Below are 13,725 nucleotides of genomic sequence, written 5' to 3' on the forward strand. Positions count from 1 at the left end.
TTATTTCAGGATAAAGCTTTGTATGATCTGGCACGCAACACTTCCCAGATCATGCAAAAACAATCCCAATACCTCAGTATTACACAGGAAGAAAATAAACGCCTTTACGAACAGTTGCAACAACTCCTGCAAGCCAGTCAAACAACCAATGAAAATCTCACGACCCTGCTCGAAAAAGGAGTCAGTAACGGAGAAAACCGTTCTCTCAGCGAACCGCCTACACCGGTAATGAAAGAAATCCTGCAGCAATTAATTGCCATCAAAGAGAATATTCACAAAACCGGGACGATACTCCACCCCGACGGAACCGTACAGGCAACGGAATTATTTCAGGATAAGGCTTTGTATGATCTGGCACGCAACACTTCCCAGATCATGCAAAAACAATCTCAATATTTAAGTATTTCCCAGGAAGAAAACCGACGCTTATACGAACGGCTAGAGACCTTGTTAACGGTGACAGAAGCTACCAATAAAAACCTCGAAACACTTTTAGAAAAAGGTATTAACCGTGGAAATAAAAAAATTACAGCACAGGTGGACGAACTTTCCCAGCTCGTAAAATCTACCGGGGAACAGGTTACGGTTCAAATTAAACAGATAAACGAAAAACGGGCCAAAGAAGCCAAAGAATTAATGCAATTCACCCAAACCCTGCAAAATATCATAAAAAAACTCAACCAAAGCCACAATGCTCTATACAAATCACCTGAAGAACAATAAAAATCATCAAAATTTGTAAGCCATGAACTCCTTTCAGAACAATGAAGAATCTTCTTGGGCAGTCGTTGCCGGAGTCACATTCGTGCTTATGCTAATTTTTTTATTTATCTCCGTTGGATATATGTCCAACGCCATACAGGATAAAAATAAAATTACAGCAGTTGCCAATAGTTATGAAAAAATTCAGGTCGAGCTGACAAACGACTTACGGGAAGAGTTTTCAGAAAATTTAAAAGAATGGAATGCCAGTTTTGATCCTTCCAATCTTTCCATCCGATTCGAATATCCAGAAATTTTATTCAAAGTGGGAAGTGCCGAATTGAACGATAAATTCAAAAACATTCTAACCAGTTTTTTCCCTCGCTTTCTACAAATCATAAACGATCCTAAATATAAAAACGATATCGAGGAAATCCGGATTGAAGGGCACACTTCCAGTGAGTGGGAAGGAGAATCCTCTCCCCGACAGGCTTATTTTAAGAATATGGAACTTTCACAGAACCGGACCCGGAATGTGTTGGAATATCTGCTTTCGAATATCCAGGATGAAGACCTGTTCAATTGGACTAAAAAATATGTGACAGCCAATGGGCTCTCTTCCAGCAAACCGATTTTAAACCCTGATGGACAAGAGGATAAAATTCATTCCCGACGCGTAGAATTCCGTATCAAAACCAATGCAGAAAAGCAAATTATTAAAATTATTGAACAAACACATCAGTAGCCATGCTTGTCCGTTTAAAAGAAAAAATTAAAAATAACCCTCCGTTAAAAACCTTTATCCACCGTCTGTTGGTTCATCCTATTAAAACACGCCCTCGTTTCTGGTTACGGTGCTGCCGTTTTTTGTATATCAAACGGGGCAAGGGCACTGTCATCTACCGGAATACGCGCAAAGATATCGTTCCCTTCAACGATTTCTATTTAGGCGATCATTCTGTTATCGAAAGTTTTTCTACCCTAAACAATATGGTTGGTGAAATCCGGATTGGCTCACGTAGCCGGATTGGCTTGGGAAACACAATTATAGGTCCCGTTCACATTGGCAATGATGTCAATCTGGCCCAAGGAGTTGTCGTCTCCGGCCTCAATCACAATTATGAAGATCCATGCCAAACCATTATTTCTCAAGGAATTGTCACCTCCCTCATTACAATCGAGGATGACGTATGGGTCGGTGCTAATGCCGTCCTCCTGTCCGGCGTTACAATCGGTCACCATTCTGTCGTGGCTGGAGGAAGCATTGTCACGCATAATTTTCCTCCTTACAGTGTCGTGGCCGGCAATCCGGCCAAGGTCATCAAATATTACGACCCCCAGCAAAACAAATGGGTAAAACCAAAAGCTTAAAGACTTTCTGTTCACCCTTTTTTCAATTGCTTAAAAAGAAATAGAGCAAAATTCCGGAATCGTATCTGTTTTACATATCTTTTCCGAAAACAGAATAACAAAAAAATCATCTTTTCCTGAAAGGATAAAGGCCATGCTATACTTAAAAACGCATTTAAAGTGATAGCCCGATGCTTATCTATCAAAGCTTTGATATCATCTTTCTGAGTCAAGGCAAATAAAGACAATTGCTCAAAAACAGTTTGATAACCGATACGATTTTTTCGGCTTATCTTTTTAGTCATTGTCGAAGCAGGACGAATACGACGTCTAAAAAATGAATTCTTGATATATCCCATTTGGATAGCATGGAGATAGACCATTACTGTAAACAATTGATCCTCATGTATAATACCACTGTAAAAAACAGGGCTCCATCGTTTTAATAAAGAAGCACGCAGCAACAACATACAGGGAGAAACACAAAATTGATTTGTATCCAACAAAAAATTCATCAATTCTATTCCCCCGTATACCCGGTCTTCCAAATCCTTATAATGATAATTAAAAGAAAAACGGGTTTCCTTGTCTTCGGTCAGCACCTCAGCTTCAAATATAACGGCATTCAAATCTTCCTCTTCGCACTTACGGTAACAACATTCTAAAGCATCAGCAGCTAATACATCATCACTATCCATAAAATAAACATATTTGCCTGTGATATATCGAAGACCTATATTACGAGCAACAGCTTGTCCCTCATTCGAGGCTTGCTTATAAAATTTTATACGGGAATCAGTTGAAGCCAATTGTGAGACGATTTCGCAACTATTGTCAGTCGACCCGTCATCCACAACAATAATTTCGATATCACGCAAAGTCTGATTTAGAATGCTATTCAATGCTTCTGCCACATATAATCCGGTATTATATACCGGCATAACTACACTCACCTTCGTCATCTCAAAAATTTCAAAAAGGACAAACAGCCAACAATTTCTCGGAATCGAACAAAATGGGAGACCAGTTTTTACGGAATTCCAATAATTCTTCCAAAGGATAAAAACGTTCTAACTTTATTGGCTTACTCCTCTCCTTTCCTACAGAAAGATAATAATCATTAAACTTAAAACTTTTATCGATATCGTCGCTAAACTCTACCCAACAATTGGGAATGCCGTAAGCATCAGAAAGAATAATTCCATGTAAAGAGCTGGATAATATAAATTCACATTCATTTACCCGATCGATAAAGGAAGACCAGCTCCCATAATTCTGGATATCGAACACATATACTTCCTTCATTTTTCTGTAATTATCCAGCCAAGTTTTCGCTTTATCGCAATAATGAGGAATAATCCCCAATTTATATTTCTTTTCCACTAAAGGTTTATAAAATCTGGGAAACAATAAAGCCGGATCACCGTAAATTTCAGGACAGTCAACCCCTTGTTCCAATAAAAATTTTCTCGTCAATGGTCCCCGGACAGCACATACCTTCATGGGCTTTTCCTGCAACTTCATCTTCGGCGAAATAGCCCCGCTTCCCCAAATTATTCCTTGTTTATTACTCAATTGGGCCACAATACTTCCAATACATAAATAATTTATCCGCTTTCCCGAGAAAAGGGTAAAACGCCTCGGTACAACTTTTTTACCGGAAATGAGTTCCGGAAGAATGAGATTTACATCGTCTCCCCAATTATAACGTCCCAACAACGACTGAGGAGGACACCAAAAATGGACCAATACAATATTTTTACAAAATAAATCCCGACAGGTATATTTCCCTATATATAAAGGATTCGCAAACAAGCGTTTATAAACTTTAAATAGAATAGCTGCTACCTTCATTTCATTATTTTTTGCTTGATTTTATGGAAAGGCTGAGCGATTAACATCCGTTCTTCAGTATTTAAACTAAATTTATACAATATCCCCAAATAGAAAAGACTAAATACCGCCACTCCTGCCATGAGCCCTCCCCAGGACTGGACATCTCTTATATTTAATAAATAAAGAGTTGGAAAAGGCAGCCAGCAAATTGGCAACATCATCCGTAAAATTTCCTTCCAAAAACGGATCACGTCCAGATGAATAACTTTACAATAATAAACATTCATAACGATCCCATGTCCTAACAGTAAACACAAGGAAGTAACAATGGCGCATCCTATTCCCCCGTATTGTTTCGTGATCGGGATCGAAAAAACTAAGCTCAAAATAGCTATACCCAAATATAAGTAAGCCCGGAATTTCAATTGAGCCTTAGCTTGCAAAATAGTATATCCTAAACTCTGCAAAAGAGGAATACTTAAAGGTAGCATCAAAATCAAAGCTATACTATAAGAAGAAGAATAATCCTCCCCGGCCCAACAATAAATAAACAATTTTCCAAAGGCAATAAAGCCAAACATAATAAATCCCAATACAATAAATTGAATCCTTCCCACCCGAATAAATAAATCTGACAATCTGCTCTCCGGGATATCACAGGCAATCATGGAGGTCACCTTCGGTAAAAAAAGAGTCGAAAGAGTATTGGCAAAACTCATATAATATCCTTTTAGTTGTATGGCGACTGCATAAATCGCAACGGCTATAGTTCCCGTATAAATCCCCAATATAAATTGCCCCGTACTCCAGTAAAGTTTATCGATAATACTCCCTATAAAAATGAAAAAGGAATAACCACAAACTTCTTTGAATAACTTTTTGTCCCACTTATCAAAATGAATTTTAATTTTAAGCTTCGAAATACAAAACCAACAATTTATTCCCAATACACACAAATTCATTATCGTCATAATAACAATCATCGCCACAGCTTTGTACCCCAATAATAAAATAATAATCATAATGCACGGCTGTAATACAATCCGTACAATATTAATTAATTGCTGCCATACAAAACATTGATAAGCCGTAATAATTGAACCTGAAATCCCAAAAACAAAAGAAACAGCCAGATTTACAACCATTAGTAAAACCATAATCTGCATCTGGTGTAATTGTCCAATATCCATGGTTTTACTAAATAATGTATCCACATTAAAATATAAAACCGTACCTGCACTTAAAGTAATAAGCCCTATGATCCCATAAAACAGAACAAACATACCAAATAAAGCCCATTGCTTTTCTTCTTTATTTTCTGCACGGTATTGAGCGGTATAACGAACGATCGCATTTCCAAACCCCATATCCAGAATAGTCAAATAACCGACGACCGAAGCTGCCAAAGAAAACATCCCATATTCCGATTGGCCCAACATCCGCAACATGAAAGGAGTATATAATATACCTACAATATTAGATAAGCCTATAGACAGATAAGATAAAACTGCACCGGCCTTAATTTGATTAACAGCCATTAATATACTCCTTTTAATAAAAATATTAAGTTACAAAGGTATCATTTTTAAATAAAAAGAAGAGAGATGGCGGAAAATATATAACTTTGTTTCCTAATCCCTAAAGCAATGAAAGCACTTTTTCTGATCTTTCACGATTTCGATCCGGCAAATGGTATCAGTAAAAAAATACAGTCACAAATCCGTGCCTTACAAGCGAACGGACTGGAAACTGATCTTTGCTATCTACAGGAGAATACTTTCGTCAAGCGCCGTATCGTAAACAATCAAGTAATTGCCGACTACGGAACAACCCTTAAAGGAAAAATCAGGAAACGAGTGGAATACGATTCCATTACCGATTATGTCATCCGTCAGCATATAGACCTGGTCTATATGCGTTCAAATCACAATGCTAATCCATTTACAATTCGAATGCTTCGCCGGATGAAAAAAGCAGGTACTCGTGTCGTCATGGAAATTCCCACTTATCCCTACGATCAGGAATACATCGAGCCTTTTATGAAAGCGGAATTATTTATTGACCGTTGTTTCAGGAAAAGAATGGCTCGCTTCTTAGAAGCTATTGTGACTTTTTCGGATTATAAAATTATATTCGGAGTACCTACCATACAGATTTCCAATGGCATCGATTTTGCAGAAATTCCCCTCAAAACACATCTCAACGATACAACCCACGAACTGCACCTTATCGGGGTGGCCGAAATTCACTATTGGCACGGTTACGATCGACTCATCCGTGGACTAGCGGTATACTACGAGCATCCCCAAACTTATAAAATATATTTTCATATTGTGGGGGAAATGAGCGGCCAACGGGAACAAGACGAAATTCTGCCCCTGATCGCAACATACCATTTAGAACCCTATATCATTTTTCACGGCAAACAATCCGGCCAAACGCTTGATCAAGTGTTCAACCAATGTGATTTCGGAATTGGCAGCCTGGGCCGACATCGTTCCGGCATCGACAAAATCAAAACCCTGAAAAACCGGGAATATGCCGCCCGTGGTATCCCTTTTATTTATTCCGAAACAGATGAAGATTTTGAGCAAATGCCTTATGTACTTAAAGCACCAGCAGACGAATCTCCTATAGACATAAAAAAAATGATAGACTTTCATTCTACTTTAGAAATGTCTCCCCAAGAAATCCGCGATTCGGTCAGTTCCCTCTCTTGGAAAGAACAGATGCGGAAAGTAATTCAACAAATCTTTACTTAATTCGCTTTAATAAAGCTTCTTTTTGAGGAGAATTCTTTAATAATGCTGTAAAATATACCGCATCCCGGCGATTGATTTCCGTCGGAAATTTTTCATACTGCTCGACAAAATGCGTAGCATGTTCAACCAACTTTTTCCGGCAATCTATATGAAACATCGTTCCTTGCCCATAACTCGCATAAGACAAACCTTTTACATTATCGTCGGCAGATACCGATAAAATAGCCGATTCTGGCATGCCTTCCAAGTTCAAGGTTACCGAAGGATAATAAAAATTCTCTTCTGCCGGTAGTGTAACAATTAGCTTTAAAGTATGTTCATCAACGACAACTTTTTTAATAATTCCATGTATCCGATAATAATTGTATTCATAATACTCCTCCAAGCTGGTAAACCACAACGAATCATCTCCATCTTTTCCATATTGATCATTCAACCACAAAAAGAATTCAACCCACTCTGTACCTGTACCATGCACTCCAACACACACAGCTTCCCGCTCTTCTTTTGCTAATTTTAATTGTGATTCTATAAACTCCTTGGTAGCCGCAATCTCAGAAAAATTACGATTTAACACAACTCCCCTCAAATCCTTTTTAACTTGAAAAGGAAATAATTTCTCCGCTTGCGTTTGAGCCGTCATTATCTGTATCGGAGCATACCTTTGAGCAGCCGTAATATAAGTCTTATTACCATTAGGTTCCGCCAGCACTTTAGATCTTCGTCCAGATAAATATTTTAAAATACTATCCTGCGCAGAAGCATAATGTACAAGAACAGAATCTGCTACATTGACAGCTTCTGTATTAACATCATGAAAAGCGATGCCTGTTCCGTAATTTACCATTTCTCTCACATTGTCCCACACCAAACCAGATTTCATGAAAAAACGATAATAATTTTGAGAAAAACCAGATGATACAACCGTCTTGGCATTCATAAAATCCCATTCCGGTGCTAAGGTAGTTGTAAAATTAAATCTCACTTCATTCCCAGCACCATCCGTTGAACCGAGAGTTTTTCCCAGCGTATAAACATCAGGAGGGAGATCGTCATTCAAATATTGACGGACATCATAATAATATTTTTTAGACAATGGCCTTCCATTTAGGGCTGCCCAAGTACAACAATAAGCAGCCTGCTTACAATCGTCCTGAGATAAAATAAATAACCAGGATTTATTATATTTCAATGGAGGTATCTCAACTTTTACTTGTTCCATATTTATACCTGCCTTGGTTTGTATAACCATTTCAACCGTTACACCCTGGTTCTCACTTGAAAAGGGATATGTATATAAAGGTTCTTCTATTACATCTTTCTTCTCCTGATATAAATTCCTATGTTTTAAACACGAACTAAACAAGAAAACAACAACAATAAGCACAAGTATCTGAAACTTTTTCATATAAAAACATTTTATCTTCCTATTAAATGGAGGTTTATTTTTGAATCAAACCAACGTTACTAAATTTAAGCTAACGGATTCGGCTAAACAGGTAAATGCCTAAGCATAAAATGTTAAAAGAAATTTGAGAATTATTATTATTTTTCTTTCCTTTGTAAAAAATAACCAAAATAAACCTCCCTTTAAAAAGTCAGATGTTTTCTTTTTAAGGTTGAAAATACTTATTCCCTCTGCATATAACTATTCTTAAATAGTTATATTTGCACAATAGCCAGATTTAACTTTCATGAAAATAAAAATAGCATATTGTATTCCCGGCTTATACTACCCGAGTGGAATGGAAAGAGTATTGAGCCTTAAAGCCAATTACTTAGCTTCTCAAAAAGACAAATATGAAATCTATATTATCCTTACAGAAGGAAAGGATAAAACACCCTATTATCCTTTATTACCCGAAATTCAACTCATTCATCTGGATATTAATTTCGATGATTTATATACTGTCTCTCCAATAAAAAAAATTAGCGGCTATCTTCAAAAACAAAAACTGTTCCGAAAACGGCTCACAGAATGTTTACATCAGATCCGGCCTGATATTACAATATCATTGCTTCGCCGGGATATCAATTTTATCAATAAAATAAAAGATGGAAGTATTAAACTAGGTGAAATCCATTTCAGCCGGGCAAATTATCGGGATTTTAAAAATAATCGCCTTCCTAGCGTTTTACAAAAAATTGTTGCAAAATATTGGACAAAACAATTGATTCGGGAACTCAAAAAACTCAAACGTTTTATTGTGCTCAGCCAGGAAGACAAAGCGAAATGGAAAGAATTAAATAATGTCTCTGTCCTCTATAATCCCCTTTCTTTTTTTCCGGAAACTACTTCTAGGTGTGAGAATAAAAAAGTAATTGCTGTAGGAAGATATATGCCGCAAAAAGGATTTGATTTGCTGATTGATTGTTGGAAAATCGTATCTGAAAAACATCCCGACTGGATACTCTCCATCTACGGGGATGGGATGCGCCAGGAATTACAGGAACAAATCAATCGGTTGGGTTTACAACATCAGTGTAGACTCGAACATTCCGTTTCCAATATTACTGAAAAATATCTGGAAAGTTCTATTTTCGTCTTAAGTTCACGTTACGAAGGATTCGGGATGGTGATTATCGAGGCAATGGCTTGTGGATTACCTACCGTATCTTTTGCCTGCCCCTGCGGACCAAAAGATATTATCAAAGACGGTAAAGATGGATTTTTAGTTGAAAATAGCGATATTGAGCAAATGGCTGAAAAAATCTGCCACCTCATCGAACACGAAGACGAACGTAAATGTATGGGCAAGAATGCCCGCTTAAATGTCGAACGTTTTAAAATCGAAAATATTGGCCCACAATGGGAAAAATTATTCGAAGAAGTTTTAAAATAAAAAATGTCTGTAAAGACTAACTGTTAGGTGGATGATAAATTAAAAAAAATAACTCAACGATGACTTGGTATAAAAAATATCTTGCTGTATATGAAAAACCTTTCAATGAAGCTCCACAAGCTGTTATTGCAGTAATAAAAGAAAATATCCGACATTTACAAAGCGACCATCCCCTAGTATCCGTTGTTGTTATTGCTTACAATGAAGAGAAACATTTATTGGCGAACTTATGGTCTCTCAGTGACACTCAATGTAAATATCCACTGGAAATTATCGGCGTAGATAATGAATCTGCCGACCGGACGGCCGAAATCTTTCAGGCTTGTGGCGTTCCTTACTATACCGAACATCAGCATAGTTGCGGGTATGCCCGCCGTTGCGGACTGGCTCATGCGAAAGGGAAATATTATATCTGCATAGACTCCGACACCATGTACCCTCCCAAATATATAGAAACACTCGTTCGAAAATTAGAACAACCCGATATTGTGGCTGTTTCTTCCCTTTGGAGTTATATCCCAGATAAACAACATCCTTGGCTGGGAGTGAAACTCTATGAATTTTTCCGAGATTCTTATTTATTTCTCCAATCTTTTAAACGCCCGGAACTCAGCGTACGTGGTTTGGTATTTGCTTATAATATAGCCTACGGCAGGAAAGTCGGTTATCGGGTGGATATCGTTCGGGGAGAAGACGGGTCCATGGCCCTGGGATTAAAAAAATATGGAAAAATCGGATTTATACGGAAACGGAAAGCAAGAGCCGTTACAGGATACGGGACAGTCGGAGCAGATGGTTCTTTTTTTAATAGTTTCAAAACAAGAGCTGTAAAAGCTTTAAGAAATGCAGGTAATCTTTTTATCAAAAAAGAAATATACGAAGATGAAGATTCCAATTTAATAAAATAATCCCTACCCATGAAAACAAGAACGCCACTCGACCGAAATGACTTACAGATTCAAAAAAAAGATAAAGTCATTGAAATTGGTTCCGGTCACAATCCCTCCTTCCGGGCCAATGTCATTGTGGAAAAATATATATACGATAATACCCAGCGATGTGATAAGGCCAAAATTTATCCCCACCAAACCTTTATCAATGCAGACGGAGAAAATCTGCCCTTTAAAGATAAAGAGTTTGATTATGCCATTTGCTGCCAGGTACTGGAACATGTCGAACATCCGGATATCTTTATTGCAGAACAATGCCGTATAGCCAAACGAGGATATATTGAAACCCCCAGTATGATAGGAGAATTCCTGTTTCCTAAAAAATCCCACAAATGGGTAATCCTGGATATCGACCAAAAATTAGTACTATTTGAAAAATCCCAGATGCCAGGAAATTACCAGAAAGACTATGGAGAATTGTTTTTGAATTATCTGTCTTACCAATCACTTCCTTATAAATTACTGGGACTTACCGAAGGAGAAATGATGCTCAATCGATATGAATGGAAGGACAATGTGGATATTATGGTGAACCCCCAAGAAGAATACTACCGTTCTTTCTTTCTTTCAAAATGGACCCGGGAAATGACCGAAAAGATTTTCCCTCCACGTAATTTAAAAACCGAGTTATTGCGAACTTCTACAGCTTTAATGCATATATTAAAACAAAAAATAAATCAAAAATTCAAAAAATCAGCTTCCCCCATAGATTTAGAAGAATACTTAAAACGGAAAGGATAATAAAGTTCTTATTTTTTGTTTTTATATCCCCTGATTATTCCTACTTTTGCAGGCAATTAACCCCTCAAAATGAACTGTAAAAAATGGCTGCACTCAGGTTCTTCTTTTATCTCTTGATGAAACCAGTAGCCTTAGGGATGGCATTCTTAGGCATTGCAGGCATCAATGCCCCCTATATCAGTCCGGTAAGTTGGTGGGTTCCGGCTTTCGCAGGACTTTTTATGCCCCTCATTATCCTGATCAATATTTTTTTACTTCTATTTTGGGGATTCCAGAAAAAATGGTGGGTTATTTTCCCGTTGATAACTATTTTAGGAAATTATAATTACTTTGTTTCAACTTTCCAGTGGCCCTGGAAAGAGTCCCTAAGGTATGCCAAAAACCAGACGTTAACTATCGGCAGCTATAACGTAGAAGGTTTTTACTGGATTGCAAGGAATGAAGAACAAAAACCTATTATAACGCTGGTAAAGGAATATCATATCGATATTTTGTGTATTCAAGAACATTGTGAAGAAAGTAATATCGATTCCATAACTTTGAAAAAAAGAATCGGCCTTCCGTTTCGGAAGGTATTCTTCAACCGACATACCAATTGGGCTAATTTCGGTATCAGTATTTACAGCCGTTATCCCATTCTCCGGTCCGGAGAAATAGATTTTAACTCTCAGAAAAATTGTAGCATGTGGGCTGATATTTTAGTCGGTCAGGACACCATTCGTATTATCAACAACCACCTCCAAACGACAGATGTCAACCCGAACAGAGCAAAATACGAGGCATACCGAAGCGTTAAAAACTGGAGCGGACAAGCGAGAACACTGGTCTCTATACTCGAACAATTAAAAAATAATTTTCAAATCCGGGCCCAACAAGCAGCACAAGTCCGGACTATCATAGATACCACCCGCTATCCGGTGATTGTATGCGGAGATTTTAACGATACGCCGATTTCTTTTGCCTATAATTATATTAAAGGGGATCGTTTACTGGATGGTTTTGAAAAATGCGGCAAAGGCTACGGACATACCTTCAACGGAATTAAAAGCCTTTTACGAATCGATTTTATTGCCTATGATTCCCTTATTACCGGTATAAATTACAGATCTCCTCATCTCCCCTGGAGCGATCATAATCCCATTATCATGAATTTATCTCTCCCTTAAAATGCAGATCTCTACACCTGTCATAAGTCGGCGGACTTCTTATCTTACCCGCATATCTGCCAAATAAGAATTGGCATTCCTCAAAAAATATTATACTTTTGTTCCTCCTAAGAGAAAGATATCCTGAATCTAAAAATTTAAACAATTAACGATGGTAGCCTATAACCAAAATAAAAATAAACGATTCCAGATGTACGGAACTTAAACAAAATCAGATAATCGTACAATCTTATAGCTCCATAAAAATCATTCATTTTACCCAATATTCAGCAAAAAGCTTAGCAATGGCAGCTCTCAGATATTTTTTCTCTTTACTTATGATTCCTGTCACCTTTGTGGCAGCAATAGCCAGTGGGCTGGCTTTTTTAGCCGCTTATATCCCGCCGGAAGAATCCGGAACTATAGCTTTCGCCGGCCTGGCCATGCCAGCCATCTTATTGGTTAATGTTCTCATTTTAGTGTATTGGGCCATACAAAAAAGAAAATGGGCTTTCCTTCCAGCAGCCGCTATTTTATGGAATATTTCCTTTCTGTTATCTATTTTTCAATTCCATTTTTCCACACCAGCTTCTCCGGAAAATACCTCTTTCCGTATAGCTACTTATAATGTAAGAGGATTCAGGGGCTGGGACAAACAGAATACACAATTTCCGATAACAGACTATCTTGCCGAACAATCAGCAGATATAGTGTGCTTCCAAGAATACTGGAATAGTCCCAAAATGCCCAGCGACTCCTTATGTCAATTATTACATCTGCCCTACTATAAGGCAAAATATCTGCCCGGATATCCCCATTCAGGATCTGTTATATTCAGTAAATATCCGATCATTCATTCCGGACAGATTCCGTTGGGCGTTACACAAAACGACGCCATGTGGGCCGACATCCAAATTGAGAATCAAACCTTCCGGGTGATCAGTTGTCACCTGCAAACGACCAATTTCAGCCAGAAACGAAAGGAATTGGTTCCTTCTGAATTATACAACAACGACCTGAATCAAATCCATAGTACGTTTCGGGATGTCCTGTCTACGTTGGAAAAAAATTTTAAAATACGGGCACAACAAGCTGACCTGATCCGGCATGTGATCGATACCACAACTTATCCGGTAATCGTATGCGGGGATTTTAACGACACCCCCGCTTCTTACACCTATCATCGTATTAAAGGCGACCTCACGGATGGCTTCCGGAAATGTGGCAATGGCTACGGATATACTTTCCGCGGCCTGAGAAACTTGCTCCGAATCGACTTTATCCTCTATTCTGCTCCCTTTTATGGCTTACAATATCAATCTCCGGATTTGCCCTGGAGCGATCATAAACCCGTTCTCATGGAACTGGAAATAAAACCGACTCATTAAACATTATG

Annotated in this window: 13 protein-coding genes; 9 read left to right on the forward strand and 4 right to left on the reverse strand. The window is 38.0% G+C overall.

The window, feature by feature from the left end; all coding sequences use genetic code 11:
- From HMPREF9449_RS05245 to HMPREF9449_RS05255, 3 genes are all read left to right on the forward strand, one after another.
- Positions 1–723: hypothetical protein (locus HMPREF9449_RS05245; protein ID WP_009136201.1), on the forward strand; the 723-nt coding region annotated here is incomplete at its 5' end.
- A gap of 22 nt (positions 724–745) precedes the next feature.
- Positions 746–1,447, forward strand: coding sequence for an OmpA family protein (locus HMPREF9449_RS05250; RefSeq protein WP_009136202.1), 702 nt, complete (start codon positions 746–748; stop codon positions 1,445–1,447).
- 2 nt (positions 1,448–1,449) lie between these two features.
- Positions 1,450–2,073 (forward strand): acyltransferase, encoded by a 624-nt coding sequence (locus tag HMPREF9449_RS05255; RefSeq protein ID WP_009136203.1) that lies wholly within the window; start codon positions 1,450–1,452, stop codon positions 2,071–2,073.
- Positions 2,074–2,084: 11 nt separating this feature from the next.
- Here HMPREF9449_RS05255 and HMPREF9449_RS05260 read toward each other — a convergent pair whose 3' ends face one another.
- From HMPREF9449_RS05260 to HMPREF9449_RS05270, 3 genes are read right to left on the reverse strand one after another with little or no spacing between them, the layout of a single operon-like run.
- Entirely contained in the window at positions 2,085–3,014 is a 930-nt protein-coding gene (locus tag HMPREF9449_RS05260; RefSeq protein WP_009136204.1) for a glycosyltransferase family 2 protein, read from the reverse strand.
- 10 nt (positions 3,015–3,024) lie between these two features.
- The gene (locus tag HMPREF9449_RS05265; RefSeq protein WP_009136205.1) at positions 3,025–3,906 is read right to left on the reverse strand and encodes a polysaccharide pyruvyl transferase family protein; all 882 of its coding nucleotides are present in this window, start codon (positions 3,904–3,906) and stop codon (positions 3,025–3,027) included.
- Positions 3,903–5,426, reverse strand: coding sequence for an oligosaccharide flippase family protein (locus HMPREF9449_RS05270; RefSeq protein ID WP_009136206.1), 1,524 nt, complete (start codon positions 5,424–5,426; stop codon positions 3,903–3,905). Before HMPREF9449_RS05270 ends, HMPREF9449_RS05265 begins: the two co-directional genes overlap by 4 nt.
- A gap of 108 nt (positions 5,427–5,534) precedes the next feature.
- On the opposite strand from HMPREF9449_RS05270, the gene HMPREF9449_RS05275 reads away from it, so the two are divergent.
- On the forward strand, positions 5,535–6,650 hold the full coding sequence (locus tag HMPREF9449_RS05275) for a glycosyltransferase family protein (protein ID WP_009136207.1): 1,116 nt from the start codon (positions 5,535–5,537) through the stop codon (positions 6,648–6,650).
- Here the strand turns inward: HMPREF9449_RS05275 and HMPREF9449_RS05280 are convergent.
- The gene (locus tag HMPREF9449_RS05280; protein ID WP_009136208.1) at positions 6,643–8,058 is read right to left on the reverse strand and encodes a hypothetical protein; all 1,416 of its coding nucleotides are present in this window, start codon (positions 8,056–8,058) and stop codon (positions 6,643–6,645) included. The genes HMPREF9449_RS05275 and HMPREF9449_RS05280 overlap by 8 nt on opposite strands.
- Before the next feature lie 286 nt (positions 8,059–8,344).
- Here HMPREF9449_RS05280 and HMPREF9449_RS05285 point away from each other — a divergent pair, with 286 nt between their 5' ends.
- The 5 genes from HMPREF9449_RS05285 to HMPREF9449_RS05305 all read left to right on the forward strand — a co-directional run bounded on the left by HMPREF9449_RS05285 (position 8,345) and on the right by HMPREF9449_RS05305 (position 13,717).
- Positions 8,345–9,493, forward strand: coding sequence for a glycosyltransferase family 4 protein (locus tag HMPREF9449_RS05285; protein ID WP_009136209.1), 1,149 nt, complete (start codon positions 8,345–8,347; stop codon positions 9,491–9,493).
- Between the two features lie 59 nt (positions 9,494–9,552).
- Positions 9,553–10,401, forward strand: a complete 849-nt coding sequence (locus HMPREF9449_RS05290; protein ID WP_009136210.1) for a glycosyltransferase family 2 protein — start codon at positions 9,553–9,555, stop codon at positions 10,399–10,401.
- 9 nt (positions 10,402–10,410) lie between these two features.
- Positions 10,411–11,184 (forward strand): class I SAM-dependent methyltransferase, encoded by a 774-nt coding sequence (locus tag HMPREF9449_RS05295; protein WP_009136211.1) that lies wholly within the window; start codon positions 10,411–10,413, stop codon positions 11,182–11,184.
- Positions 11,185–11,267: 83 nt separating this feature from the next.
- A complete protein-coding gene (locus HMPREF9449_RS15840; RefSeq protein ID WP_009136212.1) occupies positions 11,268–12,350 on the forward strand; it encodes an endonuclease/exonuclease/phosphatase family protein in 1,083 nt (360 codons plus the stop codon).
- A 284-nt stretch (positions 12,351–12,634) separates the two neighbouring features.
- Positions 12,635–13,717 (forward strand): endonuclease/exonuclease/phosphatase family protein, encoded by a 1,083-nt coding sequence (locus HMPREF9449_RS05305; RefSeq protein ID WP_009136213.1) that lies wholly within the window; start codon positions 12,635–12,637, stop codon positions 13,715–13,717.
- The last annotated feature ends 8 nt before the right edge of the window (positions 13,718–13,725 follow it).

This window comes from Odoribacter laneus YIT 12061, assembly GCF_000243215.1.
Classification (GTDB): Bacteria; Bacteroidota; Bacteroidia; order Bacteroidales; family Marinifilaceae; genus Culturomica; species Culturomica lanea.

Coding starts and splice junctions, on each gene's coding strand:
- HMPREF9449_RS05250 (WP_009136202.1), top strand. CDS start 746: ATGAACTCCTTTCAGAACAATGAAGAATCTTCTTGGGCAGTCGTTGCC.
- HMPREF9449_RS05255 (WP_009136203.1), top strand. CDS start 1,450: ATGCTTGTCCGTTTAAAAGAAAAAATTAAAAATAACCCTCCGTTAAAA.
- HMPREF9449_RS05260 (WP_009136204.1), bottom strand. CDS start 3,014: ATGACGAAGGTGAGTGTAGTTATGCCGGTATATAATACCGGATTATAT.
- HMPREF9449_RS05265 (WP_009136205.1), bottom strand. CDS start 3,906: ATGAAGGTAGCAGCTATTCTATTTAAAGTTTATAAACGCTTGTTTGCG.
- HMPREF9449_RS05270 (WP_009136206.1), bottom strand. CDS start 5,426: ATGGCTGTTAATCAAATTAAGGCCGGTGCAGTTTTATCTTATCTGTCT.
- HMPREF9449_RS05275 (WP_009136207.1), top strand. CDS start 5,535: ATGAAAGCACTTTTTCTGATCTTTCACGATTTCGATCCGGCAAATGGT.
- HMPREF9449_RS05280 (WP_009136208.1), bottom strand. CDS start 8,058: ATGAAAAAGTTTCAGATACTTGTGCTTATTGTTGTTGTTTTCTTGTTT.
- HMPREF9449_RS05285 (WP_009136209.1), top strand. CDS start 8,345: ATGAAAATAAAAATAGCATATTGTATTCCCGGCTTATACTACCCGAGT.
- HMPREF9449_RS05290 (WP_009136210.1), top strand. CDS start 9,553: ATGACTTGGTATAAAAAATATCTTGCTGTATATGAAAAACCTTTCAAT.
- HMPREF9449_RS05295 (WP_009136211.1), top strand. CDS start 10,411: ATGAAAACAAGAACGCCACTCGACCGAAATGACTTACAGATTCAAAAA.
- HMPREF9449_RS15840 (WP_009136212.1), top strand. CDS start 11,268: ATGGCTGCACTCAGGTTCTTCTTTTATCTCTTGATGAAACCAGTAGCC.
- HMPREF9449_RS05305 (WP_009136213.1), top strand. CDS start 12,635: ATGGCAGCTCTCAGATATTTTTTCTCTTTACTTATGATTCCTGTCACC.